Source organism: Rhodobacter sp. P2_H5 (assembly GCF_056403335.1).
The window spans coordinates 316,200-340,939 of sequence record NZ_JBFUFS010000005.1 but is presented as its reverse complement, the minus strand read 5'-3'; the positions used below and the strand labels follow the sequence as shown (position 1 = coordinate 340,939).

General features: G+C 65.2%; 29 protein-coding genes and 1 tRNA gene. 15 read left to right on the top strand and 15 right to left on the bottom strand.

Annotated features, from left to right (window positions below):
- Nucleotides 1-170 precede the first annotated feature (170 nt).
- The 6 genes from cpaB to AC1DVR_RS09555 form a co-directional block, all read right to left on the bottom strand.
- Nucleotides 171-1,016 carry a Flp pilus assembly protein CpaB gene (gene cpaB / locus AC1DVR_RS09580; RefSeq protein ID WP_478000326.1) on the bottom strand — a complete coding sequence of 282 codons (846 nt, stop codon included), beginning with the start codon at nucleotides 1,014-1,016 and terminating at the stop codon, nucleotides 171-173.
- A 39-nt stretch (nucleotides 1,017-1,055) separates the two neighbouring features.
- A complete protein-coding gene (locus AC1DVR_RS09575) occupies nucleotides 1,056-1,289 on the bottom strand; it encodes a hypothetical protein (RefSeq protein ID WP_478000325.1) in 234 nt (77 codons plus the stop codon).
- Nucleotides 1,290-1,500: 211 nt separating this feature from the next.
- The gene (locus AC1DVR_RS09570) at nucleotides 1,501-1,698 is read right to left on the bottom strand and encodes a Flp family type IVb pilin (RefSeq protein ID WP_478000324.1); all 198 of its coding nucleotides are present in this window, start codon (nucleotides 1,696-1,698) and stop codon (nucleotides 1,501-1,503) included.
- 264 nt (nucleotides 1,699-1,962) lie between these two features.
- Nucleotides 1,963-2,160, bottom strand: a complete 198-nt coding sequence (locus AC1DVR_RS09565; RefSeq protein ID WP_478000323.1) for a Flp family type IVb pilin — start codon at nucleotides 2,158-2,160, stop codon at nucleotides 1,963-1,965.
- 252 nt (nucleotides 2,161-2,412) lie between these two features.
- Nucleotides 2,413-2,610, bottom strand: a complete 198-nt coding sequence (locus AC1DVR_RS09560) for a Flp family type IVb pilin (protein ID WP_478000322.1) — start codon at nucleotides 2,608-2,610, stop codon at nucleotides 2,413-2,415.
- 259 nt (nucleotides 2,611-2,869) lie between these two features.
- The gene (locus AC1DVR_RS09555) at nucleotides 2,870-3,067 is read right to left on the bottom strand and encodes a Flp family type IVb pilin (protein WP_478000321.1); all 198 of its coding nucleotides are present in this window, start codon (nucleotides 3,065-3,067) and stop codon (nucleotides 2,870-2,872) included.
- A 309-nt stretch (nucleotides 3,068-3,376) separates the two neighbouring features.
- Between AC1DVR_RS09555 and AC1DVR_RS09550 the strand changes: the two genes are divergently transcribed.
- On the top strand, nucleotides 3,377-4,276 hold the full coding sequence (locus tag AC1DVR_RS09550; protein ID WP_478000320.1) for a lytic transglycosylase domain-containing protein: 900 nt from the start codon (nucleotides 3,377-3,379) through the stop codon (nucleotides 4,274-4,276).
- Nucleotides 4,277-4,308: 32 nt separating this feature from the next.
- On the opposite strand, the gene AC1DVR_RS09545 is transcribed toward AC1DVR_RS09550, so the two are convergent.
- Genes AC1DVR_RS09545 through AC1DVR_RS09535 form a run of 3 tightly spaced genes read right to left on the bottom strand, consistent with a single transcriptional unit; the run spans nucleotide 4,309 to nucleotide 5,940 of the window.
- Nucleotides 4,309-4,599, bottom strand: coding sequence for a GNAT family N-acetyltransferase (locus tag AC1DVR_RS09545; RefSeq protein ID WP_478000319.1), 291 nt, complete (start codon nucleotides 4,597-4,599; stop codon nucleotides 4,309-4,311).
- A complete protein-coding gene (locus AC1DVR_RS09540; protein WP_478000318.1) occupies nucleotides 4,592-5,236 on the bottom strand; it encodes a 3-oxoacid CoA-transferase subunit B in 645 nt (214 codons plus the stop codon). The genes AC1DVR_RS09545 and AC1DVR_RS09540 overlap by 8 nt, the downstream gene beginning before the upstream one ends.
- Complete coding sequence (locus AC1DVR_RS09535) at nucleotides 5,236-5,940, bottom strand: CoA transferase subunit A (RefSeq protein WP_478000317.1); 705 nt, start codon at nucleotides 5,938-5,940, stop codon at nucleotides 5,236-5,238. The genes AC1DVR_RS09540 and AC1DVR_RS09535 overlap by 1 nt, the downstream gene beginning before the upstream one ends.
- Nucleotides 5,941-6,089: 149 nt before the next feature.
- On the opposite strand from AC1DVR_RS09535, the gene AC1DVR_RS09530 reads away from it, so the two are divergent.
- A tRNA-Leu gene (locus tag AC1DVR_RS09530) sits at nucleotides 6,090-6,175 on the top strand.
- Between the two features lie 10 nt (nucleotides 6,176-6,185).
- Here the strand turns inward: AC1DVR_RS09530 and AC1DVR_RS09525 are convergent.
- Nucleotides 6,186-7,808 (bottom strand): Na+/H+ antiporter, encoded by a 1,623-nt coding sequence (locus tag AC1DVR_RS09525; RefSeq protein WP_478000316.1) that lies wholly within the window; start codon nucleotides 7,806-7,808, stop codon nucleotides 6,186-6,188.
- 448 nt (nucleotides 7,809-8,256) lie between these two features.
- Between AC1DVR_RS09525 and tal the strand changes: the two genes are divergently transcribed.
- From tal to AC1DVR_RS09500, 5 genes are all read left to right on the top strand, one after another.
- Nucleotides 8,257-9,192, top strand: coding sequence for a transaldolase (tal, locus tag AC1DVR_RS09520; RefSeq protein ID WP_478000315.1), 936 nt, complete (start codon nucleotides 8,257-8,259; stop codon nucleotides 9,190-9,192).
- 154 nt (nucleotides 9,193-9,346) lie between these two features.
- Nucleotides 9,347-9,946: a TetR/AcrR family transcriptional regulator gene (locus AC1DVR_RS09515; RefSeq protein WP_478000314.1), complete on the top strand. Its 600-nt coding sequence runs from the start codon at nucleotides 9,347-9,349 to the stop codon at nucleotides 9,944-9,946.
- Complete coding sequence (locus AC1DVR_RS09510; RefSeq protein WP_478000313.1) at nucleotides 9,937-10,230, top strand: YciI family protein; 294 nt, start codon at nucleotides 9,937-9,939, stop codon at nucleotides 10,228-10,230. The genes AC1DVR_RS09515 and AC1DVR_RS09510 overlap by 10 nt, the downstream gene beginning before the upstream one ends.
- The gene (locus AC1DVR_RS09505) at nucleotides 10,227-10,832 is read left to right on the top strand and encodes a DNA-3-methyladenine glycosylase I (protein WP_478000312.1); all 606 of its coding nucleotides are present in this window, start codon (nucleotides 10,227-10,229) and stop codon (nucleotides 10,830-10,832) included. The genes AC1DVR_RS09510 and AC1DVR_RS09505 overlap by 4 nt, the downstream gene beginning before the upstream one ends.
- A 229-nt stretch (nucleotides 10,833-11,061) precedes the next feature.
- Nucleotides 11,062-11,187 (top strand): hypothetical protein, encoded by a 126-nt coding sequence (locus AC1DVR_RS09500; RefSeq protein ID WP_478000311.1) that lies wholly within the window; start codon nucleotides 11,062-11,064, stop codon nucleotides 11,185-11,187.
- A gap of 32 nt (nucleotides 11,188-11,219) precedes the next feature.
- On the opposite strand, the gene AC1DVR_RS09495 is transcribed toward AC1DVR_RS09500, so the two are convergent.
- Nucleotides 11,220-11,675, bottom strand: a complete 456-nt coding sequence (locus AC1DVR_RS09495) for an Lrp/AsnC family transcriptional regulator (RefSeq protein WP_478000310.1) — start codon at nucleotides 11,673-11,675, stop codon at nucleotides 11,220-11,222.
- Nucleotides 11,676-11,780: 105 nt separating this feature from the next.
- Here AC1DVR_RS09495 and putA point away from each other — a divergent pair, with 105 nt between their 5' ends.
- From putA to AC1DVR_RS09480, 3 genes are all read left to right on the top strand, one after another.
- Nucleotides 11,781-15,221 (top strand): bifunctional proline dehydrogenase/L-glutamate gamma-semialdehyde dehydrogenase PutA, encoded by a 3,441-nt coding sequence (gene putA / locus AC1DVR_RS09490; RefSeq protein WP_478000309.1) that lies wholly within the window; start codon nucleotides 11,781-11,783, stop codon nucleotides 15,219-15,221.
- A 72-nt stretch (nucleotides 15,222-15,293) separates the two neighbouring features.
- Nucleotides 15,294-15,653: a GFA family protein gene (locus tag AC1DVR_RS09485; RefSeq protein ID WP_478000308.1), complete on the top strand. Its 360-nt coding sequence runs from the start codon at nucleotides 15,294-15,296 to the stop codon at nucleotides 15,651-15,653.
- A gap of 68 nt (nucleotides 15,654-15,721) precedes the next feature.
- On the top strand, nucleotides 15,722-16,459 hold the full coding sequence (locus tag AC1DVR_RS09480; protein WP_478000307.1) for a rhomboid family intramembrane serine protease: 738 nt from the start codon (nucleotides 15,722-15,724) through the stop codon (nucleotides 16,457-16,459).
- 21 nt (nucleotides 16,460-16,480) lie between these two features.
- Here the strand turns inward: AC1DVR_RS09480 and AC1DVR_RS09475 are convergent, their stop codons facing one another.
- Nucleotides 16,481-17,269: an inositol monophosphatase family protein gene (locus AC1DVR_RS09475; protein WP_478000306.1), complete on the bottom strand. Its 789-nt coding sequence runs from the start codon at nucleotides 17,267-17,269 to the stop codon at nucleotides 16,481-16,483.
- Between the two features lie 271 nt (nucleotides 17,270-17,540).
- Between AC1DVR_RS09475 and AC1DVR_RS09470 the strand changes: the two genes are divergently transcribed.
- Nucleotides 17,541-17,897 (top strand): hypothetical protein, encoded by a 357-nt coding sequence (locus tag AC1DVR_RS09470; protein ID WP_478000305.1) that lies wholly within the window; start codon nucleotides 17,541-17,543, stop codon nucleotides 17,895-17,897.
- A 52-nt stretch (nucleotides 17,898-17,949) separates the two neighbouring features.
- A complete protein-coding gene (locus AC1DVR_RS09465) occupies nucleotides 17,950-18,645 on the top strand; it encodes a L,D-transpeptidase (protein WP_478000304.1) in 696 nt (231 codons plus the stop codon).
- A 45-nt stretch (nucleotides 18,646-18,690) separates the two neighbouring features.
- Here the strand turns inward: AC1DVR_RS09465 and AC1DVR_RS09460 are convergent, their stop codons facing one another.
- Nucleotides 18,691-20,196, bottom strand: coding sequence for an ATP-binding cassette domain-containing protein (locus tag AC1DVR_RS09460; RefSeq protein WP_478000303.1), 1,506 nt, complete (start codon nucleotides 20,194-20,196; stop codon nucleotides 18,691-18,693).
- Between the two features lie 263 nt (nucleotides 20,197-20,459).
- Nucleotides 20,460-21,365 (bottom strand): LysR substrate-binding domain-containing protein, encoded by a 906-nt coding sequence (locus AC1DVR_RS09455; RefSeq protein ID WP_478000302.1) that lies wholly within the window; start codon nucleotides 21,363-21,365, stop codon nucleotides 20,460-20,462.
- Nucleotides 21,366-21,455: 90 nt separating this feature from the next.
- On the opposite strand from AC1DVR_RS09455, the gene metF reads away from it, so the two are divergent.
- Together metF and AC1DVR_RS09445 are read left to right on the top strand one after the other, a co-directional pair.
- Entirely contained in the window at nucleotides 21,456-22,334 is an 879-nt protein-coding gene (metF, locus tag AC1DVR_RS09450; protein ID WP_478000301.1) for a methylenetetrahydrofolate reductase [NAD(P)H], read from the top strand.
- A 296-nt stretch (nucleotides 22,335-22,630) separates the two neighbouring features.
- Nucleotides 22,631-23,056 carry a hypothetical protein gene (locus tag AC1DVR_RS09445; protein ID WP_478000300.1) on the top strand — a complete coding sequence of 142 codons (426 nt, stop codon included), beginning with the start codon at nucleotides 22,631-22,633 and terminating at the stop codon, nucleotides 23,054-23,056.
- A gap of 136 nt (nucleotides 23,057-23,192) precedes the next feature.
- Here the strand turns inward: AC1DVR_RS09445 and AC1DVR_RS09440 are convergent, their stop codons facing one another.
- Entirely contained in the window at nucleotides 23,193-23,786 is a 594-nt protein-coding gene (locus tag AC1DVR_RS09440) for a hypothetical protein (protein WP_478000299.1), read from the bottom strand.
- Nucleotides 23,787-24,216: 430 nt separating this feature from the next.
- On the opposite strand from AC1DVR_RS09440, the gene aroQ reads away from it, so the two are divergent.
- Nucleotides 24,217-24,666, top strand: coding sequence for a type II 3-dehydroquinate dehydratase (aroQ, locus tag AC1DVR_RS09435; RefSeq protein WP_478000298.1), 450 nt, complete (start codon nucleotides 24,217-24,219; stop codon nucleotides 24,664-24,666).
- The last annotated feature ends 74 nt before the right edge of the window (nucleotides 24,667-24,740 follow it).

Genomic DNA, 24,740 nt, shown 5'->3' with positions numbered 1-24,740 from the left:
TCAGCAAAATGCCTCAACTGGCATTTTTAAGCAAGAATCAAAAGGTTGGAGGCCATTCCTTATGTGGATAACCTGCAACAGGCCCCGCGTCTTGCCAAAACGGCCCTGTCTGTTGCGCAAAGGAACAGCGGCCCCACGAAATATGGGGCCGCTTTCGGTATTTGGCGATGTCAGTTGGTGCAGGGGATCGGGGTTTCCACCACGTCGGCGCCCTTGCGCATCTTGATCGTGCAGACTTTCGGCGCTTGCGGGACCGCGGCGGCCTGTTCGGGTGTGATGCCCAGAAGGCGGTTGCTGTCGACCTCGATCTTGCCGGCCACCGAGGTGTCGGTGGTGCCGACCAGGGCCAGGTTCAGCCGCCCCGTGGCCTGGGCTTGCGTCAGCCGCGCCACATCCTCACGCAGCGCCGCCAGGGTGACGGTGCGCGCCACGGTGTTGCCGGTGTTGGAATTGTCGGCCTGCTGGTCGACGCCCACGACACGCACGCCGTTTTCGATCAGGCGGGTCATCTCGCCCTCGGTGCCGGCAACAGCGCCGGTCCAGTAGACGTCCACCCGGTCGCCGACCTGCACAAACCCCGCAACCCCCGAGGCCACGTCAACCCGCACCGCAAAGGCGGTTTCGCCCTTGCCCAGCATCGAGGTCAGACCGGCGGGCTTGCCCGGATCGGTGACATTCTCGGCCAGGATCGGCTCGAATTTCTCGATCTGGCGGCTGATATAGCGCGGCTCCTTGCCGTCGGCCGGGAACAGATCCTCGATCTTGGTGTAGATATGGTCGGGCATGGCGCTCTTTTGCCAATAGATCTGCTGAACGTCTTCCTTGTTCAGGACCTCGCCGTATTTCTTGACCTTGTTGACGACAAAAACCTGGACCAGAGGCCCGGTCTTGGCGCGCAGGTCGCGCTCGTAATTCAATTCGGCCTGCGATTGGCTGAAGTATTTCTGGGTCATGTAGACCGCAAATCCCGCCAAGGCGAGACCCACGACCAGAACCAGACTGAAAACTGCTCTCATGACATCACCCCATACGCCCAGAACGCGCCGGGCAGACCGTCAGTTTCCAGGATACCCCACCTGGATGTTTTCGATATCGTTGGCAATCTTGTTGGATGTCCCGCTGGCGCTGAAGGCCACCGGTTCCAGCACCAACATGCCCATCCCGATGACCGCCGCGGACAGGACCACCCAATCGACGGTGACCGCTCCGCATTCCTTGGTGGCAAAGTCGCAGCCACCTGCGGTGACTTCGGCATCGCCTCCGGGAACATCATGCGGATCTGGTGTCATCTTGCGTCCTTTGCCTCAGCGAGTTTGGTCAATCGAACCCAAGTTCATCAGGAGTTGCCGTGTTCCAGACTACTGCAAGGTCGCGGCAAGAATGGGGCAATATTCAGGCGGCTCTGCGAAGGCCGTCCTGCAATGCCCCTTTGGCAAATGGGCCGCCCCCGCACTGCGGGCGCGGCCCAGGCCAGGGATCAGATGATCCCGGTGCCAGCGATTACTGGTTCAGGTAGCCCGAGTTGCGGCTGCCGAGGTCTTCGACGATCTTGTTGCCGAGGCCGGTGATGCCGCCGCCAACGGTGGTCATGACGACCATGCCCAGGCCGACGATTGCTGCGGTCAGCACGACCCAATCCACGGTCACGGCGCCGGATTCGTCGTTCTTGAAGCCTTTGAAGATGTTCAGAAATTTCATGGTTTTCATCCCTTGGTGTTGGTTTGTTTCGGTTCGGTTTCTACCGTTCGGTTTCGCTGGCTTCGGCCTCTGTTCCGTTGCCCCGTTCGGATAAGTTCGTTTTGACGGGTCATCGCGGCGCGGATTGGGCAGAGTTGGTCATTTTCTCGCATCTTTTCGCGGTTTTTTCAGGGCAGACCTCGCGAGAGGCGCACGAGCTTGGCCACAAAAGCGAAAGGCCGCATCTCCGAAGATGCGGCCTGGAACGCAGATCGCCGGAGGCGATTACTGGTTCAGGTAGCCCGAGTTGCGGCTGCCGAGGTCTTCGACGATCTTGTTGCCGAGGCCGGTGATGCCGCCGCCGACGGTGGTCATGACGACCATGCCCAGGCCGACGATGGCTGCGGTCAGCACGACCCAGTCAACGGTCACGGCGCCGGATTCGTCGTTCTTGAAGCCCTTGAAGATGTTCAGCAGTTTCATGGTTTGATCCCTTGATGTTGGTTCGGTTTCGACCGTTCGGTTTCGCTGGCTTCGGCCTCTGTTCCGTCGCCCCGTCCGGATGACTTCTTTTTGATGCGGCATCAGGGCGGCGATTGGGCGGATTTGGTCATTTTATCGCGTCTTTTCACGGCTTTTTCGCGGCAACCGGGCGGGCCTCCGTGGCCCAGGTGCCCACAAAAGCAAAAGGCCGCATCCGAGGATGCGGCCCTGCCATCAGATCGCTGTCAGCGATTACTGGTTCAGGTAGCCCGAGTTGCGGCTGCCGAGGTCTTCGACGATCTTGTTGCCGAGGCCGGTGATGCCGCCGCCGACGGTGGTCATCACGACCATGCCCAGGCCGACGATAGCTGCGGTCAGAACGACCCAGTCCACGGTCACGGCGCCGGATTCGTCGTTCTTGAAGCCTTTGAAGAAGTTCAGAAATTTCATGGTGTGCATCCCTTGATGTTGGTTCGCGTTGGTTCGGTTTCTACCGTTCGGCTTCGCTGGCTTCGGCCTCTGCTCCGTCGCCCCGTTCGGATAAGTTCGTTTTGAAGGGGCATCGCGGCGCGGATTGGGCAGAGTTGGTCATTTTCTCGCATCTTTTCGCGGTTTTTTCAGGGCAGGGGTCAAGACGGCCTGAGCCCATCCGCAAAAGCAAAAGGCCGCATCCGAGGATGCGGCCCTGCCATCAGCTCGCTGAAAGCGATTACTGGTTCAGGTAGCCCGAGTTGCGGCTGCCGAGGTCTTCGACGATCTTGTTGCCGAGGCCGGTGATGCCGCCGCCAACGGTGGTCATGACGACCATGCCCAGGCCGACGATGGCTGCGGTCAGCACGACCCAGTCAACGGTCACGGCGCCGGATTCGTCGTTCTTGAAGGACTTGAAGAAGGAGAAGAGTTTCATGATGTTCATCCCTTGATGTTGGTTGGTCCAGGTTCGCCTACCGCGTCGGTCCCTCGGCTTTGGTCATTGCGACCTTCGCTGTCTGTCCCTCGGTATGAGCTTAATAGAACCTTGCAAGGCGGCGCTCGTGGGACCGGATTGCGGAATTGTCGCAGTCATTTGATGGCGGGATTGTGGCCGAGGCCCCGATTGGCGTGTCCTTTCGGTCGCGTTTGGCGGTGCTAAGCCCTTTGCGGGCCGGCAAAGCTTGGCGCTTTGGCGCGAATCTGGCAGGCTGAAGCCAATAAAAACAATCGGGCAGGCACCCGCATGACAGGCTACAGGTATTTGCGCCGGGCAAGCCCCGCGTTTCTGGCGTTGGGCGGGCTGGTAATGCTGGCAAGCGCCGGCGCCGTACATTCCGAATCGGCCCCCGCGACGCCGAGCTTCACCTTCAAGATGGTGAAGGTCTCCGACATTCAGGCCGGCAAGCGGATCAAGGTGCAGATAGACCCGGTGGAACAGGCGGCCCTTCTGGCAGCCGGCCGCAAGATCGACCCGCGCCCCGAACATCACGAGGACCCTGGCCCCGCCACACCTTTGGCCCCCGCTGGCCCGGTCGCCCCCTCGGGCGCGCATTACGACTGGTTCTGGAACACGGTGCCGGTGGCGCTGGATGCGGCGGACGGGCGCTTTCCTCTTGCCATGGCCACGCTGTCCTCGGGGCCGGACGGCGCCAGCGTGAATGCGCCGCGGCTGCAGGCGATGCAGACCATGGCGCAGAACTGGGGGACCGAGATCCTGAAGGACACCGTGGGCACCCGGGTCTCGCCGGCGCTGGTGCTGGCGGTGATGGCGGTCGAAAGCGCCGGAAATGCGGCGGCGGCCAGCGGGGCAGGGGCGCAGGGGCTGATGCAGCTGATCCCGGACACCGCCAAGCGATTCGGCGTGACCAATGCGCTGGACCCCTCGCAGAACATCAAGGGCGGGGTCGCCTATCTCGACTGGCTGATGGGCAATTTCAACCGCGACCCCCTGATGGTGATCGCGGCCTATAACGCGGGAGAGGGGGCGGTGACCGCAAATGGCGGCGTGCCGCCCTATGCCGAGACCCGCGATTATGTCCCCAAGGTTCTGGCGGCCTGGCAGGTGGCGCAGGGCCTCTGCCTCTCCCCACCCGAGCTGATCAGCGATCCCTGCGTCTTCAAGGTCATCTCGGCCAGCAATTAAGGCCTGCCGGGCCGAAGCCCGGCAAACTCGGGTCAGACCGAGAAGACATCCGCCCATTCGGGATGCTTCAGGCGCTGGGCATTGACGAAGGGGCACTGCGGCACGATCTTGAAGCCTTCGGCCCGCGCATCGGCGATCAGCCGGTTCACCATGGCCACGCCGGCCCCGGTGCCCTTGAAACTGTCGGGCACGCCGGTGTGAACCGCCACGATCAGCTCCGGGCTGATGATCTTGTAGACCAGCTCCGCCTCTTCGCCGTTCTGGCGGATCACATAGCGGCCATGGTGGCCCTCGACCTCGCGAGTGATGACATGCTCAGCCAATGATCGTCGCCTCGGTTGCAGCGCGCAGTTCGGCTTCCGAGACGCCATCGGCCAGTTGCACGATCTTGAGGCCGCCCGGCACCACATCCAGCACGCCGAGGTTGGTGATGATGCGGTTGACCACGGCCTTGCCGGTCAGGGGCAGGGTGCAGGCCTTCAATACCTTCGATTCGCCATGCTTGGAGGTGTGGTCCATCACCACGACGACGCGGCCCACGCCCGCCACCAGATCCATCGCCCCGCCCATGCCCTTGACGAGCTTGCCCGGGATCATCCAGTTCGCAAGGTCGCCCTCTTCCGACACTTCCATCGCGCCCAGGATCGCCATCGCGATCTTGCCGCCGCGGATCATCGCGAAGGATTGCGCGGAATCGAAATAAGCGGTCTGCGGCAGTTCGGTGATGGTCTGCTTGCCGGCGTTGATCAGATCGGGGTCCTCGTCGCCCTCAAAGGGAAAGGGCCCCATGCCGAGCATGCCGTTTTCCGATTGCAGCGTCACGTTGACGCCGGCGGGGATATAGTTCGACACCAGCGTCGGAATCCCGATGCCGAGGTTCACATAGGTGCCGTCCTGCAATTCTTGTGCTGCGCGGGCGGCGATCTGGTTGCGGTCCCAGCCTTTGGTTTCGGCGGCCATCACACTGCCTCCTTCTTGCGGGTGGTGCGGTTCTCGATGCGCTTCTCGTGCTGGCCCTGGATCAGGCGGTGCACATAGATGCCCGGCAGGTGGATCGCATCGGGGTCAAGGCTGCCCAAGGGCACGATTTCCTCGACCTCGGCGATGCAGATCTTGCCGGCGGTGGCGGCAGGCGGGTTGAAGTTGCGCGCGGTCTTGCGGAAGATGAGGTTGCCCGACGGGTCGGCCTTCCAGGCCTTGACGATCGAGATGTCGGCGACGATCCCGGTTTCCAGGATATAGGTCTGGCCGTTGAAGTCCTTGTGGTCCTTGCCCTCGGCGATCACGGTGCCGACACCGGTCTTGGTGTAAAAGCCCGGGATGCCGGCGCCGCCGGCGCGCAGACGCTCGGCCAGCGTGCCTTGCGGGTTGAACTCCAGCTCCAGCTCGCCCGAAAGGTATTGCCGCATGAATTCGGCATTCTCGCCGACATAGGAGGAGATCATCTTCTTGATCTGCCGCGTGGCGAGCAGGATGCCCAGGCCGAACCCGTCCACCCCGGCGTTGTTCGAGGCGACAGTCAGATCCTTGGTCCCGGCCTCCTTGATGGCCGCGATCAGCAGTTCGGGGATGCCGCAGAGCCCGAAGCCGCCGCTGGCAATCGTCATCCCGTCAAACAAAATCCCGTCCAGCGCTGCCGCAGCACTGGGATATTCCTTGTTCATGTCGAACCTCCCGCAAACTCTCGGGGGACACCAAAGCTTGGCGGACCGCCCAAGTCAATGCCGCGTTGCGGCAAGGCGGGTGCCGAATGCGTCGCGGTGACTTTACCCTGTCGGCCCGCTCGGGCTAGGGTGCGCCGACGCCCCGCACTGCCCGCGTGGTGAAATGGTAGACACAGAAGACTTAAAATCTTCAGGCCGTACGGCCGTGCCGGTTCGAGCCCGGCCGCGGGCACCACAACCGGGGTTCAGCTTTCGTAATGCGCTTCCAGAAGGTCCAGCTCGCGGACCATGCGCCGCGCCACCGTGGCGCTGATCAGGCGCTGGCGGCGCGACTGGACCACGGATTTGCGCTCGGCCCGCACGGCGGCCAGCTGCACCTCGCGCAGGACGCGTGCCTTGGGAAAGGCGCCCGTCGGGTCGGCGCCGCTCTCGTCATAGACCTCCAGCCGCTGCAGATAGGGCTGCGAGACCTGGGCCGCGGCGGCCACATAGAGTTCGGCCTCGCGGTCGGGCGCGGCGTGGAGCGCGCCGATCCTTGCGATCTCGGCCAGGGCGGCGGTCGCTGATGCGGTCCGCCCGGCGATCTCGCCCGAGCGGTCCTGTGGCGACAGGGCGGCGCCCGTGCGCAGCAGCAGCGGCAGGCCTGCCGCCGCCACTGCCAGCGACAGGATGATGACGCCCATCGCGATCAGGATCACCAGCTCGCGTTCGGCAAAGGTGTCGCCCGAGGTGAGGGCCACCGGCAGGGTCAGGATGCCGGCAAAGCTCACGGCGCCACGGGTGCCGGCCAGCCCGGTCGCCAGAATCAGCCGGAAGGCCGGGGTCGCATCCAGCCGCCGTCCGCGCCGCGCCAGCGTCACGCTGGCCCAGACCCAGACCAGCCGCACCGCCAGCATCGCGGCATAGACCGCCACGATCAGCATCAGGAGCCAGAGCAGGCTGTGATGCCCGGTCTCCAGCACCGTCGCCCGCGCCCGCGTCAGAAGGACCGGCAGCTGCGCGCCCAGAAGCACGAAGACGACGCCATTGGCGATGAACTGGACCGAATCCCAGACCGCGCTGCGCTGGATCCGCGTCGCCCCCAGCGCCGCCCCGGTCTGTTCGGCCCGGGCCATGGTCACCCCCGCCGCCACCGCCGCAAAGAAGCCCGAGGCCGAAAGCGCCTCGGCCACCTGATAGGCGATGAAGGGCACCAGCAGGCTGATGGCGATCTGCGCGCCCGGGTCCTCGCCGACGCGTCCCACGATCCAGTTCTTGATGCGCACGATGGCCCAGATCACGACAAAGCCGGTGGCCAGCCCGGCGCAGGCGACCCAGAGAAAGGTCACCGTGGCCTGACCCAGCGAAAAGCTGCCCGTGGCAAGGAACACAAGCGCAAACCGCAGGCAGATCAGCCCGGTCGCATCGTTGAGCAGCGATTCCGCCTCCAGCAGGTTCATCATCCGGCGCGGCACCGGCAGGCGCTTTGCGATCGCGGTCACGGCGATCGGGTCGGTCGGCGCCAGGGCGGCGGCCAGGGCAAAGGCCGCCCCGACCGGCAGGCCTGGCACTAGCCAGACGATGAAGCTGCCCACCACCACGACCGTGGCCACCACCAGCGCCAGCGCCATGTGCAGGATCGTCCAGCGATCCCCCGCCAGCTCATCCGCCGGGATATGCCAGCCGTCGATGAACAGAAGCGGCGGCACCAGAAGTAGGAAGAACACATCCGGCGCGAGGTCGATCTGCAGGTGTGGCACCAGTCCAGTCAGCGCGCCGCAGGCGATCTGCACCAGCGGGCGCGGCACTGAGCGGGCCACAAGCCCGCTGACCGCGCCACTCAGCACGACCAGGATCATCAGGGTGAGAGAGGTGGTGATCGCGTTCAAGGGGCAGCCTCGGGGCAAACAGGTGTGGCGGTCTTGCGGGCGCCGGTCGATCCCAACGCTTCTGCCGAAGCGCTGTGGCGCCTTCGCGGTAGAGCACAACTTTCCGCGATCCGCCAATCCGGATCCTTGTCCGGCCCGCCGCTGAAGGCCAAGTTATAGAGAGGCGCGTAAAGGTTCAGCTTTGCCCGAAGGGCACACAGGCCGGCCCGCTGCGCGGCGAGCCCTGCCTGCGCCTGCGCTGCCATCCCGCGCAGAGTTCAATGCTCCCGCCTGTGCCGTGAAGACCCATGCACCGGGGGAGGGGCCGGGCTTTCCTTCGGATTCGGCAGACTTGCGGCCCCTCCGTCCGCCGCAGGGGCCAAAACCCGCCGCCGGACCTTTCCCATTCCTCCAACTCATGCCAGACATGCAGCAGCATATTCCCGCGAACCCGATAGAGGACCGCATCATGACCAGCAAACTTGACCAGCTCCGCCAGATGACCGTTGTCGTGGCCGACACCGGCGACATCGAGGCCGTCCGCCGCCTCGCCCCGCAAGACTGCACCACCAACCCCAGCCTCGTGTTGAAGGCCGTGCAGGGCGCCGCCATGCAGGAGAAGTTCGCCGCCAGCGTCGCGCGTCTGAAAGGCACGCCCGATGCCGTCTCTGCCATCGTGCAGGATCTGACCGTGGGCCTTGGCGCCGAACTCGCCGGCATCGTGCCGGGCCGCGTCTCGACCGAGGTTGACGCCCGCCTGTCCTTCGACAAGGCCGGCTCCATCGCCAAGGCCCATGCGATCATCGACGCCTATGCCAAACTGGGCGTGCCCAAGGACCGCATCCTGATCAAGCTCGCCTCGACCTGGGAAGGCATTTCCGCCGCGCGCGAGCTGGAAAAGGCCGGCATCCAGTGCAACCTGACGCTCCTGTTCTCGATGGCCCAGGCCAAGGCCTGCGCCGATGCCGGCGTCTTCCTGATTTCGCCCTTCGTCGGCCGGATCACCGACTGGTACACCAAATCCACCGGCAAGACCTATGCGGCCGAGGAAGACCCCGGCGTCCTCTCGGTTCGCCGCATCTATGACCATTACAAGAGCCATGGCATCAAGACCGTGGTGATGGGCGCCTCCTTCCGCAACCCCGGCCAGATCGAGGCGCTTGCCGGCTGCGACCGCCTGACCATCTCGCCCGACCTGATCCAGAAGCTGTCCGACGACATGGGCGATCTGCCGCGCAAGCTGACCGCCGGGGCCAATGTCGGCACCGCCGCCGCGATCACCGAGGCCGATTTCCGCTGGGAGCATAACGAGGACGCCATGGCCACCGAAAAGCTGGCCGAAGGCATCCGCAACTTCCACGCCGACACGCTGAAGCTCGAGGCGATGGTCGCGGCCAAGCTCTAGGCCCGCCCAGTTCGCCCGCCGGGTTCGCCCCACCGACCCTCCCGCGCTGCCGCCAGCCGAAAGGCCGTGGCGCGGGATCGCCTCGGCTGGCATGGCTCTTGACGCATTAGGACGATTGTCCTAATCTGCCGGCCATGCAGCCGGACCCCTTGCCATGACCGCCATTTCAACCCGCGACCTCATCATCGAAAAGGCCGACGCGCTTTTCTATGAAGGGGGCTATGAAGCAACATCCTTCGCGGAAATCGCGGCCGATCTGGGCATATCGCGCGGGAATTTCTATCACCATTTCAAGGCCAAGGACGAGATTCTTGCTGCGGTGATCGCGCGCCGGATGGCGCAGACGCGCGCGATGCTGGATGCCTGGCAGGCCGAGGCCGCCACGCCCCGCGACCGCGTCCTGTGCTTCATCCGGATGCTGATCACCAACCGCGCGAACCTTCTCGCCTTCGGCTGCCCGGTCGGGTCGCTCTGTTCGGAACTGGCGAAGCTGAACCACAGGGCGCACCCCGGCGCGGTCGCGGTCTTTGATCTGTTCCATGACTGGCTCGTCCTGCAGATGCGGGCGATGGGCCCGGCGGCGCGGGCCGAAGAGCGGGCGTTGCGCCTGCTGATCTGGTCGCAGGGGGTCGCGGTGATTGCGACCACCTATAAGGACGAAGCGCATATCTTCCGCGAAGCCGCTGCCATGGAGCGCTGGCTGGACGAGGCGATCAGCGACACCGGCACCTCGGAGGACCCTGCATGTTCGTGACTTTCCTGAAATTCTCGACCAACCGGGCCGCAGCGCCTGACCATATGGCGGCCCATAACGCGTGGATCGCCCAGGGCTTTGCCGAGGGCACTTTCCTCTGCGTCGGCGGTCTGCAACCCGCGGCAGGCGGCGCGATCCTGTCGCAGGGCGAAAGCCGCACCGCGCTTGAGGCCCGCCTCGCGGCGGACCCTTTCGTGGCGCATGGCATCGTCACCGCAGAAATCCACGAGGTCGACCCGAAACGCACGGTGCCCGCGCTCGACTTTCTGAAAGCGCAGGCATGAGCGGCACGGTCCCCGGTCCCGATGGGCGGCCGCGCTGCCGCTGGTGCGCCGCGGCGCCGGAGTTTTTCGACTACCACGACCGCGAATGGGGCTTTCCGGTCACCGACGACATCCGCCTTTTCGAAAAGCTCTGCCTGGAAAGCTTCCAGTCCGGCCTCAGCTGGCGCACCATCCTGAACAAGCGCGAGAACTTCCGCGCCGCTTTCGAAGGCTTCGATTTTCGCAAGGTGGCAGGCTTTGGCGCGGCCGAGGTGACGCGGCTGATGGCGGATCCCGGCATCGTGCGCCACCGCGGCAAGATCGAAGCGGTGATCAACAACGCGCGCTGCGCCTGCGATCTGGTGGCGGCCGAGGGCTCGCTCGCCCGCTTCATCTGGCGGTTCGAACCGCAGGACGAGGCGGCCGCCCCGCAAAGCCGCGCCACCTCGCCCGCTTCGGTCGCGCTGTCGAAAGACCTGCGCAGGCGCGGCTGGAAATTCGTCGGCCCCACCACCGTCTATGCCTTCATGCAGGCGATGGGACTGGTCAATGATCATGCGGAAGGCTGCGCGCTGCGGCAGGAGGCCGAGACGGCCCGCGCATCTTTGCGCCGCCCCGCTTGAAGGCCACCCCTGCAAGCGTCGCCCATGGGGCCCCGATTTTTCGTCGAAAAATCGAAGATTCCCTTGCAACCTATCAGACTCGCCCCCTGTGAAGGCCGGCCCCACAAGCGTCCCCGCTCGAACCCCGATTTTTCGCAGAAAAATCGAGGATTCCCCCGCCCCGATTCCAAGCCTACACTGTCCCCACACTGCGCCATGAGTCGCGCAGACGCGCCAGCAGGAGAGTGACATGGCCAAAGGCATGAACAAACGCAAAGAAGTGAAGAAACCGAAGAAAGAGGCCGCCAAGGCCGTGACCACGATCGCCGTGGCCAGTTCCAAGGGCGGGCTGAACGTCAACAAACCCAAGGAGTGATCCCTGGCAAGCTGACTTGAGGTGAGGGAGGGCTAAGCGCCCTCCTTCACCGCCTCCATCGCCACATAGGTCGAGGTGCCCGCCACATGCGGCAGGGCCGAGATGCGTTCGGCCAGCACCCGCCGGTACGCCTGAATATCCGCCGTCCGCACCTTCAGAAGATAGTCGAACCGGCTGGCGATCATGTGGCATTCCTCGATCTCGGCCACACCCAGCACCGCCCGGTTGAAGGCCTGCAAGGCCGCCTCCCTTGTGTCCGACAGCCGCACCTCCACGAAGGCCACATGAGCCTGGCCCATCTTCACCCGGTCCAGCCGCGCGCCATAGCCGCGGATCACCCCCTGCGCCTCCAGCCGCTTCATCCGCGCCTGAGTCGGTGACTTCGACAGGCCGATCCGCGTGGCCAGTTCCGTGGCACTGATCCGCCCCTCGGCCTCCAGCACCTCCAGGATCGCAAGGTCATAGCTGTCCAGCAGGTCGTTCGGCATGCGCAGCCCCCCAATTTCAGGCGATCCGCCCGCAGATCGCCCCATCTTCAGGACAAATCCCGGCAAAACCCCTGATATGATGGCGGAAATCATAGGGGACGCAAGATGCAAGCAGCTTGGGACATCATCGCGCACGGATCATTGGCCGATGAGGCGACTTTGGTCGCGCAAAACCTCGCCGCCGCGCGCCTCGGGCCAGAGGCGCGGGCTGCCATCTCCTCCCGCGCCGCCCGTCTGGTCAGCGCCATCCGCGGCTCGGCCAAGCCAGGGTTGATGGAGGTCTTCCTCGCCGAATACGGCCTGTCGACCGACGAGGGCGTGGCACTGATGTGCCTGGCCGAAGCGCTCCTCCGCGTCCCCGACGCCCCCACGATGGACGCCCTGATCGAAGACAAGATCGCCCCGGCCGACTGGGGCCGTCACTTGGGCAAATCCTCGTCCAGCCTGGTCAATGCCTCGACCTGGGCGCTGATGCTCACCGGCAAGGTGCTGGAAGAACGCGAACCCGGCGTCGTCGGCCACCTGCGCGCCGCGATGAAACGTCTGGGCGAACCGGTGATCCGCACCGCCGTCACCCGCGCGATGAAGGAAATGGGCCGCGCCTTTGTTCTGGGCGAAACCATCGACGCCGCGATGGACCGCGCCCGCGAGCTGGAAGCCAAGGGCTATACCTACAGCTACGACATGCTCGGCGAAGCCGCCCGGACCGAGGCCGATGCCCAGCATTACCACCTCGCCTACAGCCGGGCGATCACCGCCATCGCCCGCGCCGCCACCACCGGCGACATCCGCAGCAATCCCGGCATCTCGATCAAGCTTTCGGCGCTCCATCCGCGTTACGAGGTCGCCCGCCGAGCCCAGGTTATGGACGAACTCGTCCCCCGCGTCCGCGCCCTCGCAGGCCTCGCCCGTGCCGCGGGCCTGGGTCTCAACATCGACGCCGAAGAAGCCGACCGCCTCGCCCTGTCGCTCGAGGTGATCGAGGCGGTCCTCTCCGACGCCAGCCTCAAGGGCTGGGATGGCTTCGGCGTCGTCGTCCAGGCCTATGGCCGCCGTTCCGGGGCGGTGATCGACTGGCTCCACGGCCTCGCCACCAAATACGACCGGCGGATCATGGTGCGTCTGGTCAAGGGCGCCTATTGGGACTCTGAGATCAAGCGCGCCCAGACCCTCGGCCTCGCCTCCTTCCCGGTTTTCACCCGCAAGCAGGGCACCGATGCGAGCTATCTGGCCAATGCCCGCAAGCTTCTGGGCATGACCGACCGGATCTACCCGCAATTCGCCACCCACAACGCCCATACGGTCGCCGCCGTCCTGCATCTGGCTTTGGAGGCGGGCGTGACGCCCGAGGCTTTCGAGTTCCAGCGCCTGCACGGCATGGGCGAACGCCTGCATGACATCGTGCTTTCGGAAAACGCCACGCGCTGCCGGATCTATGCCCCGGTCGGCGCGCACCGCGACCTTCTGGCCTATCTCGTCCGCCGCCTCCTCGAAAACGGCGCCAATTCCAGCTTCGTCCACCAGATCGTCAACGAAGACCTCTCCCCCGAACGCGTCGCCGCCTGCCCGCTGACCCAACTGGAGGCGATGGAACCCGTCAGCCCGGGCCTGCGCCCCGGCACCGACCTTTTCCTGCCGCGCCAGAACTCGCACGGCTTCGACCTCACCGATGCCGGCGACCTCGCCGCGATCGAGGCGGGTCGGGCGCCGCACCTCACCACCATCTTCGAAGCCGCCCCCCGCCTCGCCGGCCGCGTCGCCGGCGGCCTGCAGGTGGAGGTGCGCAACCCCGCCGATGGCAGCCTGACCGGCCATGTCACCACCGCCTGCCAGCCCGACGTGGACACCGCCCTGCGTCTGGCCGAACCCTGGATCGCCAGCGCCGAGATCCGCGCCACCATCCTGCGCCGCGCCGCCGACCTTTATGAGGCCGAATACGGCCCGATCTTCGCGCTTCTGTCGCGCGAGGCGGGCAAGACTCTGGGCGATGCCGTCTCGGAACTGCGCGAGGCGGTGGATTTCCTGCGCTATTACGCCGATGGGGCAGGGGCGCTGACCGCCCCCGCGCGTGGCACCTTCGCCTGCATCAGCCCGTGGAACTTCCCCCTCGCCATCTTCACCGGCCAGATCGCCGCGGCCTTGGCTGCGGGCAATGCCGTCTTGGCCAAACCCGCCGAACAGACCCCGTTGATCGCAGCCCTTGCGGTCGACCTGATGCTGAAAGCCGGGGTTCCGGCCAGCGCCCTGCAGCTTCTGCCCGGCGATGGCGCGGTGGGTGCCGCCCTGACCCGCGATGCGCGGGTGAAGGGCGTGGCCTTCACCGGCTCGACCGAGACGGCGCTCTTGATCCGCCGCAGCATGGCCGACCATCTGGACCCCTCGGCCCCCTTGATCGCCGAAACCGGCGGGCTGAATGCGATGATCGTCGATTCCACAGCCCTCCCCGAACAGGCGGTGCGCGATATCGTCGCTTCCAGCTTCCAGTCCGCCGGCCAGCGCTGCTCGGCCCTGCGCTGCCTTTATGTGCAGGAGGATATCGCCCAAAGCGTCCTGACCATGCTCGAAGGCGCGATGGAGACTTTGACCGTCTCCAACCCTTGGGCGCTGTCCACCGACCTCGGCCCAGTGATCGACGCCGAGGCGCAGAGCGGCATCGCCGAATACATCGCCCAGGCGAAAAAGGAGGGCCGCGTGATCAAGGCCCTCCCCATGCCGCCCGAGGCGAAGGGCCATTTCGTGGCCCCCACCGTGATCCGCGTCAAAGGCATCGAACAGATGCCGAAGGAGATTTTCGGCCCGGTCCTGCACGTCGCGACCTTCCCCAGCGGGGGCGTTGACGCCGTGGTCAAGGCGGTCAATCACACCGGCTACGGCCTGACCTTCGGCCTGCACAGCCGGATCGACGATAGGGTGCAAAGCGTGGTCGAAGGCGTCCACGCCGGCAACATCTACGTCAACCGCAACCAGATCGGCGCGGTCGTAGGCTCGCAACCCTTCGGCGGCGAGGGCCTGTCGGGCACCGGGCCGAAAGCGGGCGGGCCGCAGTATCTGCCCCGCTTCACCCAGAACCCTGCGCCGCAGGCCGGCCCGGAAGACCGCGCCACGCCCGAGGGCGAGACCGCCGCCGCCCTGACCCTGACGCGCCCGATGCCGGGTGGCGAGGCGCTGGTTCTGCCCGGACCCACCGGCGAATCAAACCGGCTGACCAGCCATGCGCGCCCGCCGGTGCTCTGCCTTGGCCCCTCGGCGGCAGCGGCACTGGCCCAGGCCGATGCGATCCGCGCGCTGGGCGGTCAGGCAGTCGAGGCGCCGGGGCTGGACATCGCGGCCCTAACGCGGTTGCAGGGATTCTCGGGGGCGCTCTGGTGGGGCGATGCGATGGGCGCGCGGCTGCGGGTTCAGGCGCTGGCCGCCCGCAAGGGGCCGATCCTGCCTCTGATCTGCGATGCGCCCGACGCCGCCCATGCCGTCCTGGAGCGCCACATCTGCATCGACACCACCGCCTCAGGCGGCAATGCCCAACTTCTGGCCGAGGCGGCGGAATAGGCGCCTCGCCCCATCTTGACCCTCGCCGCCCGCCGCCCGATGCTGGGGCAAACCAAAGCGGAGGCGAGGGCGATGCGTGGAACCTGTCATTGCGGCGCGGTGGAGCTGGAGGTCACGCTGAGTGACGGCCTCGCCACCGCCCGGCGCTGCGATTGTTCGTTCTGCCGCAGGCGCGGAGCGATCGTCGTCTCGGCCCCCTTGTCCGGGGTCAGGATCGTCAAGGGCGCCGACAACCTGACGCTCTACCAATGGGGCACCCGCACCGCGAAGCATTATTTCTGCAAAAGCTGCGGCATCTATACCCATCACCAGCGCCGATCCAACCCGAACGAATACGGCATCAATGTCGCGATCCTCGAGGGCGTGAACCCGCGCGATCTGGGTGAGGTGCCGTGGTCGGACGGCGTCAACCACCCCTCGGACCGGACCTGACCTCACACTCGGGTCAAGGCGACCCAGGATCCCCTTGACGTGGCAGGCGCAAGGCCCAAGTTGAAGCCATGATCCCGATCCGCGACCAGAACCCCTCAGCCATCAAGCCGCGGATGACGCAGGCGCTGATCACGCTGAATCTGGGCCTGTTCCTTTACACCCACCTGCTCCTGCAGGGCACCGACCAGATGCTGTTCCGCTTCAACTGGGCCTTCATCCCGTTCCGCCTGCATTTCGGCGCCCGCTATGACACGCTGATCACCGCCATGTTCCTGCATGGCGGCTGGCTGCATCTGGGGGGGAACATGCTGTTCCTCTGGATTTTCGGCGACAATATCGAGGCGCGGCTTGGTCGCTGGCGCTATCTTCTGTTTTACCTGACCTGCGGGGTGGCGGCGGCCTATGCGCAATACCTGCACAACCCCTATGACCGCGCGCCGGTGCTGGGCGCCTCGGGGGCGATTGCCGGGGTGCTCGGGGCGTATCTGAGGCTTTACCCGCGCGCCAAGGTCGATGTGTTCTTCTTCTTCGTGATCTTCTGGCGCACCATTGCGATTCCGGCCTGGGCAGTCTTGGGCTTCTGGATCGCGCTGCAGGTCTGGTCCGGCCTGTCAGATCCCGGCCTGTCGGATGGCGTCGCCTATTGGGAGCATATCGGCGGCTTTGCCACCGGATTTGTGCTGTCGCTGCTCTTGCGCCGCCAGCCGCCAGAGGCGCCCGCGGCGGCACCCCCGTTTGACCCGCCAGTGGCGCCGGAGCTGAGGATCACCCCCAGCGCCCTGCCATCGGTGCCGCGCCGCCGCTGAACGCGGCGGCAAGCTGTCAGATCAGGTGTTGCGGATGATCTTGGCGAAGGGCGCGAACAGAGCGTCATTGGCGCAGAGGATCGAACCGGAATCGAGGATGTCATCGCCCGGGCGCACCGCTTCGGCAAAACCACCGGCTTCGCGCACCAGCAGAAGACCCGCGGCCATGTCCCAGGGGCTCAGCTCGCGCTCCCAGTAGCCATCGTAACGGCCCGCCGCGACGTAAGCGAAGTCGAGCGAGGCCGCACCCCAGCGCCGCACGCCGGCACAGCCCGGCATCAGGCGGGCCAGATCAGCGACAGTGGCCGGCAGGGTCTTTTTCGCACCAAACGGCACGCCGGTCGCAAAGATCGCCTCATGCATGTGACGGCGCCCCGAAACCCGCAGGCGGCGCTCGTTCATCCAGGCGCCAGCGCCCTTCTCGGCCCAGTACATCTCGTCCTTGGCGGCATCGAAGACCACGGCCGAGACGATCTCGCCCTTGTGCTCCAGCGCGATGGACACCGCCCAATGCGGCAAGCCGTGCAGGAAGTTCGTAGTGCCGTCCAAAGGATCGACGATCCAGCGTCGGGTCGGGTCGCTGCCGGGGGTGGAACCGGTCTCTTCGCCGATCCAGCCATAGCTCGGGCGGCCTTCCATCAGGTCTTCCTTGATCAGCCTTTCGGCCTCGCGGTCGGCCTTGGTGACGAAATCGCCGGGGCCCTTGGCCGAGACCTGAAGGTTCTCCACCTCGCGGAAGTCTTTGACCAAGGCACGGCCCGCCTTGCGCGCGGCTTTGATCATCAGGTTGAGGTTGGCACTGCCTTGCATGGGGCACTCCGAGAGGATGGATCATAAGGTCTGGAACGGCGAGCGCATACACGTCCCGGCCCATGAAGGAAAGGGCGAAAGCGGGTTGCGCCTGCCGCGCCGGGGCAAGAGCGCCGGTGCCGCCGCCCGGACGGGCCCGAAACGGGGGCGAAAACCGGGGCAGGGGCCGTGCGGGATCACCGCTCAATCAGCTGTGATGGGGGGAAGGGGGGGGAAGGCCGCACCCGGGGTTGATCTTGCGCGTCCTGCGGGCCATCACGGACCCATGCGGATGATGCGCCAGATCCTGACCCTGATGATGGTGATCATCATCCTGCCCTGGGGCGCCTATGCCAGGGCGGCCGACGCCGCGCAGCGTGCCCCTGCCGTCACGATGGTGGCGGCCCCGACCCCCAGCGCACCCTACCTCGGGCAAGCCGAAGCGCCGGACCAAAGCTGGCTTGCTGCGCCGCGCAATTGCCGGACCGCGACCCTGCCGGGGTTTCCCTGCGGCGCGGACCCGGCGACCCTGCCGGCAACCGAGCGGTCCTTCTGGCCCGACCTGAAAGCCGGTTTCCTTGCCGCCGCCGACTGGAATGCCCGGGGCCGCGCCGACCCTCCCCCGCGGGAGCCTCCGCGTCCTGTGTGAATGGCCCCGGCGCACCGCGCCGCCCCTTCCCATTCCAGAACAGGACAATCCCATGTTGACCCGACGCAGCTTTGCCGCCCTTGGCGCGGCCGCAGGCCTTGTGGCCTGCACCCGACCCCAGACCGTCTCCCGGGCCGTGGTGGCGCCGCCGCCGGCCTACCCGCCCTTGCCGGCCTTCTATGGCCCGATCACCGATGAACCCTTCCCGATCCCCGCGATCCCCGAGGGCAGCCTCGCCCCGGAGTACTGGCGCCAGGAGGTCGCCAATCCCTGGCCCGAACATCCCCACGGCACGATTGTGGTCGACCCGGATGCCGCGATCCTGCATTTCGTCGACAGCCGAGAGACGGCGATGCGCTACGGCGTCAGCGTCGGGGCGGCGGGCTTCGCCTGGGCAGGCACCGCGCGGCTGCAGTTCACCCGCGAATGGCCGCGCTGGAATGTGCCCGACGTCATGATCGCCCGCAAACCCGAACTCGCCCGCTATTCGGTGGCCAATGGCGGCATGGCCGGCGGCCTCGGCAACCCTCTGGGGGCCAGGGCTTTGTACCTGTTCGAGGATGGCGTGGACACGCTCTACCGCGTCCACGGCAATGCCGCCCCGATCGAACTGGGCAAGGCCGTGTCCTCGGGCTGCATCCGGATGCTGGATCACGACGTGATCGACCTGCACAAACGCGCCGTGCATGGCGCCGCAGTGATCGTCTTGGCCTCGATCCAGCCCGAAGGGCTGGGCGACCTCTATTGAGAGGTGGCATGAAAGGGAAGATGGGCAGATTGCCCATCCTACCGATCAGGCGGAAAGCTCACCCTGAAAGAAGGCTTCGGGGTCATCCACCTCGATGAGCTTCTTCTTCTCGATCAGCCAGAAACGGTTGCCGACGTTGCGCACAAAGCTGCGGTCATGGCTGACCAGAAGGCAGGTGGCGCCTTGGGTCAGAAGCTCGCCCTCCAGCGCCTCCTGGCCCTCGATGTCCAGATGGTTGGTCGGCTCGTCGAGCAGATAGAAGTTCGGCTGCGCCAGCCGCAGCAAGAGCATGGCCAGCCGCGCCTTCTGTCCGCCCGACAAAGGCGCGAGCGGCTTGGTCTGCATGTCCAGTCTGATCCCTGCCTCCGCCAGCATGCTGCGCGCCGGCCCGTCGCCGGTCTTGTAGCCGGTCACCAGATCAAACGGCGTGGCCTTGGGCGGCAACTGCGCCAGCCCCTGATCGGAATGCCCCAGCACCAGCGAGGGCGTGACCCGGATCGCGTCATGGCCCTGCTGGATCGCCCGCAGGACGGCCCCCACCATCTGCGTCTTGCCGGCGCCGTTGCGACCCAGAAGGACCACCCGGTCGCCGCGCTCGATCCACTTCTGCCCGGTGCGGAACAAGGGCCGCCCGTCCGGCGTGGCGATCTCCGCATCGTTCAGCGTGACCAAGGCCTTGGCATGGGTGCCCGAATTGGCCAGCCTTATCTCCCCGGCCGAAACCTCCTTGAACGCCGCCTTGGCCTGCGCCTCGATCTTGCCGGCGCGCTCCTTCAGCTGCTTGGTCTTGACGACCAGCAGGTCGGACCCATTGTTGATCCCGATGTTCTTCAGCTTGGCCGCCTGCCGGCGCAGCTGATCCGCCTTGGCGAGGTCATTCTCGAACTGCCGGCCCTGCGCGGCATCGGCCTCCGCCAAAGCAGCCCGCGCCCGGGAATAGGGCAGTGCAAAGGCCCGAGACCCCATGTCGCGCAAGAACAGGCTGCGCGTGGTCACGGCATCCAGAAACGCCCGGTCATGGCTCGCCGCAATCACTGCCACGTCGCGCGGCAAGGCCTTCAGCCAGGCTTGCAGAATGCCGATCCGCGCCAGATCCAGATGGTTGGTCGGCTCGTCCAGCAAAAGGATATCCGGCTCCGCCACCGCCGCCCGCGCCAGAAGTGCGGTGCGCTGCCAGCCGCCCGACAGCCCGCCCAAGGCCTGATCGCGCAAGGCCTCCGGCACCGCCAGATCATCCAGCGCTACATCGACCCGCCAGCCCTCGCCCTCAGGATCGCCCAGCACCTGCACCACCGCCTCCCGCAAGGTCAGCCCCAACAGCGCCCCCGGCACCTCCTGCTCGACCAGCCGCAAGGTCGCCCCGCGCGCCCTGGTGATATCGCCCCCGGTCGGCTCCAACTGCCCCGCGAGGCACCGCAGCAGCGAGGATTTCCCCCGCCCGTTGCCAGCAACCAGCCCCAGCCTCTCACCGGGTTCAACAGCAAACGACAGTTCCGCAAACAGCGGCAGGCCAAGGGTCAGCGACAGGGATTTGACAGCAAGAAGGCTCATGGACAGGCTCCGAAAACAAATATGCGCAAAAGCGCCTCGGGGCGAGCCTTGGGACCGGACGTGGAACCGAAAGCCGCCCTGCTACACCAGCAGGGCAGGGACAGGGCCGGAGTTGTTAAGCCTGACAAAACGGAGTTCCATGGCCGCAATCTCCCCGCAACCCGGCCCCCCGTCAACCCCCTCCGTCAACCTCCTTCACTCGGACCCAAATATCCCCGCCGGAGGCCCTTGATTTTTCGCAGAAAAATCGTGCCCCCCCCCCGTCAGCCGCGCTGCAGCTTGACCGGCTCGCTGCGCCCCAGACGCAGGAAATGCGCCATGAAAGGTCTGGCGGAATCCTCTTCTCGGGTCGCCGCATAAAGCCGCTTGGTGATCACCCCCGGCCCCAGGGGCCGCGTCACATAATCGGCGTTCGATTTCACATCGCGGATCACCCAGTCGGGCAGCACCGCCACGCCGCGATCCGATCCCACCAGCATCAGGATCACCGCCGTCAGCTCCACCGCGCGCTGCGCGCGGGGCTCCACCCGCGCCTCGGTCAGCAGTTCGGTGAAAACATCCAGCTTGTCGCGCCCCACCGGATAGGTGATCAGCACCTGATCGCGGAAATCTTCCGCCTCGATCACCGCCTTGGCCGCCAGGGGGTTCCTGGAAGAGGCGATGAAGGTCGGCGCATAGTCAAACAGCGGATGAAAGGTGATCCCGGCCAAAGGCTCGGGGTTGGACGAGATCACCAAATCGACCTCCTCGCGCAACAGCGCCGGAAAGCTGTCGAAGGCCAGACCGGCGCGGATATCCACATCGACCTCGGGCCAGGCGTGGCGGAACAGTTCCAGCACCGGAAACAGCCAGTCGAAACAGGCGTGGCACTGGATCGCGATATGCAGCCGCCCGGTCTTGCCCGATTGCAGCGCGCGGAACTCCTCCTCCAGTGCCGCGATCTCGGGCAGGATGCGTTCGGCCACCCGCAGCATCCGCGTCCCCGCCGCCGACAGGCGCATCGGTTTGGAACGGCGCACGAACAGCTCCATCCCGACCTGATCCTCCAGCCCCGCCACCTGATGGCTCAGCGCCGATTGCGTGGTGTTCAGGATCTCGGCCGCCTTGGCCAGACCCCCGGCCTGCTGGATGGCGCGCAGGGTGCGGAAGTGTCTCAGCTCCAGGTACATGCGATGAACCTCATGATCATCGTGAATTATATGAATTGGATTCAGTTTCGCCGATCTGGCACAAGGGGGCAAGACTTAAGGAGTACCCAGATGACCCTCGTGACCCGCCGTGCCCGCGTTTCCTTCGAATTTTTCCCGCCGCAGACGCTGGATGCGTCCTTCCGGCTCTGGGAAACGGTTCAGGCACTGGCGCCCATGGCGCCCGATTTCGTCTCGGTCACCTATGGCGCAGGCGGCACCACCCGCAAGCTGACCCATGACGCCGTGGGCGCGATCCACCGCAACTATGGCTTGAATGTTGCCGCGCACCTGACCTGCGTGGACGCCACGCGCGCCGAAACTCTGGAAATCGCCGAAAGCTATGCCGCAATCGGCGTGACCGAGATCGTCGCCCTGCGCGGCGACGCCCCCAAGGGGGCCGAACGCTTCACCCCGCACCCCGAAGGCTTCGCCAACACCGTCGAACTGGTCGAGGCGCTGGCCCAGACCGGCAAGTTCAAGATCCGCGTCGGTGCCTATCCCGAGCGTCACCCCGATGCCGCCGACGACAAGGCCGATATCCGCTTCCTGAAACGCAAGCTCGATGCCGGCGCTTCCTCGGCCATCACCCAGTTCTTCTTCGAGGCCGAAACCTTCCTGCGCTTCCGCGATGCCTGCGCAGCCGAAGGCATCACCGCCCCGATCATCCCCGGCATCCTGCCGATCCAAAGCTGGGAGGGCGCCAAGCGCTTCGCCGCCCGCTGCGGCACCAAGGTGCCCCAGCGCCTGGACGAGGCCTTTGTCTTTGCCGCCCGCGATGGCCGCGAGGAGCTTCTCGCCCTGACCCAATGCACCACGCTTTGCGAAAGGCTCTTGTCGGAAGGCGTCGAGGATCTGCATTTCTACACCCTGAACCGCCCGCACTTGACCCGCGAGGTCGTGCGCGCCCTGGGCCTCGTGCCCGAGCTGGCGCTGGAAAAGGTGGCCTGAGGCACTCCGGCCGCCCCCCACTCCCTGTTGGGCGCGCTTCGCGCTCAATACACCTGACCGGCCCGGACCCGTCCGGGCCGGCTTTTTCTTGCCCTGCCTCCCGGTCCCGCGGCTCCTTCCCTTGCCAAGCAGAAGCGTCAGTCGCGAGGCATCCCATTGAAGGACACAACGTCAGTCCCGCCCGACATACCTGTGGGTTTCCGTGCGCCTTTGAGGGGGCGGCGATGCGGACGAAGCTGCCGTTGCAAGCTCTCGACTGACTTTCCGCTTTCTGCTCTAATCGAATTTGGGATAGTATGGCCAAGATGATGTTTGAAGTTGAACCAACAGAAGAAGGCGGCGGCTTTTGCGATTGCTGCGGCAATCAAACCCGTTCTGTTTGGGGCTTTGTCCATGAAGAAAATGGGGGGACGGTCGCATGTTACTTCGTTCAGTGGACTGTTGGGAAATCCCTCGAAGACCACGTCGCAAATTTCGATTTGATATACGGGGCTTGGGGCGACGGAACCAGCAAGAATGATCGGCGCGCAGTCTCGCTGGTTCATTACGAGACCTTAGGCATTCCCCAAGTTTCGGTGGTCGATGCAAACGACCGTCCAGTCGCGTCTAGTGAACTTGTTGGATCGTCGATGAGCCGTGAGGAAGTGATAGGCACACCTCTGGCTCAGCAAGTGTTCGCAATATTTGATGCAGTGCTTTTGCAAGATCGTCGCCTTAGCTGACATTCGCTGCGCCGCAAGATTGAAGCATTTGGGCTCATTCCGACCTCTGTATCGCCGGGTGCAAGCCCCAGTGCCTCCCCCAAGCGCCCGGTACCTCCCTGGCTCTGCATGGCGGTGATGCGGACGAAGCGGACGCTCATGCATCGACAATGGAACTCACGAAGGCGGTAAAGGGGTCATCTTCCGGCGTGAAAGGAAGAACGTCCGAACCTGTGGCCGGGTAAATGATGCCTGCGTTGCGACACGCCCACTCCATAAGGTCCGAAAGACGAGCGGACCCTGGCCACGGTTCCTCGTTTCCGCCCAGCAGCCACGCCTCCTTGGGGGAGCACGACAATTCCGCTCGTCCATAAATCTCGTCATATCCCATTGTGATCAAGGCAATTAGATCATGGATATTATCCGCAACTGTGAAGCACTCTCCTTCTGAGCCGAGAAAGACGAACCGCTCTCCCGTTTGTTCGTCCATCGGCCACAGAGCGATGTAACTGCCATCATCTGCGCAAGCTATGAAGGGGATAACGCGTCTTTCGTAGCCGGTCTTTCCCAACCAAAGGTCCATGAAGTCCTTCTGCGGAAACTCGAAACGGAGGTAGGAGTACAGGCCGCCATTCTGGTTCGGTCGAGGTGCGACAAGCAGGACTTCACCTTGCGGGAACCGTGCAACGTGCCCATTGGATTCCAACCAATCAAACAGTTTGAGGAGCAGCGGCGGGAGATCAGCACCCAAGACCGCCATTTGTCGCCGAAACTCTGTCCCAAAAGACCCACGCCCCGACGCCGTTTCAAGCCCAACGACCATGACTTTTCGATTCTCCGACTTGTCGTTGCCCGATGATCGTACGCCTTCCAAATGCCCGCAACGTGCTCTTTCCGACCTCTGTCTTTCCAGGTGCAAGTTCCAGTGCCTCCCCCAAAGCGCCCGGTTCTACCTTGGCTCTGCCCAGTGGAGAAAGGACCCAAGCCAGCCTCCCCCTTCTCCTGTCGCCTGCCGCGCGGGACCGCGCCGGTTAACAAAAGATGAAGAAATTTCCCGATACATAACGATTTCAACAATTTACCTTGCATTGCACGCGTGCAATCCTCCGTCTTTCACACCCTCCATCCCCCGTTGCCGCCCCCGACCCGACAGGCTAACCTCCCTTCGAGCGGAGAAAGCCATGAAACCCATCTATATCCTGAACGGCCCCAACCTGAACCTTCTGGGCCAGCGCCAGCCCGAGATCTACGGGCGGGAAACCCTCGCCGACGTGGTCCAGGCCTGCGCCGACCTGGCCGAGGAGCTGCGCCTGCCAATCAAGGCGCTGCAATCGAACCACGAGGGCCAGCTGGTCGACTGGATCCAGGAAGCCCGCCTGCAAGGTGCGGCCATCGTGATCAACCCCGGCGCCTATTCCCACACCTCGGTGGCCATTCTGGATGCGCTGAACGCCTTCGAAGGCCCGGTGATCGAGGTCCATATTTCCAACATCCACAAGCGCGAGGAATTCCGCCACCACTCCTACGTCAGCCTGCGCGCCGACGGGGTGATCGCGGGCTGCGGCACCGAAGGTTATCTTCTGGCCCTGCGCCGGATCAGCACCCTGCTGGGCAAGCGGAGCGCGGGGTGAGGCCTGAGCCTCCGGCGGGAGTATTTGGCAAAGCGCAAGGGCAAGGCTTTGCCTGGCATCCTTCCGCGCGGCTT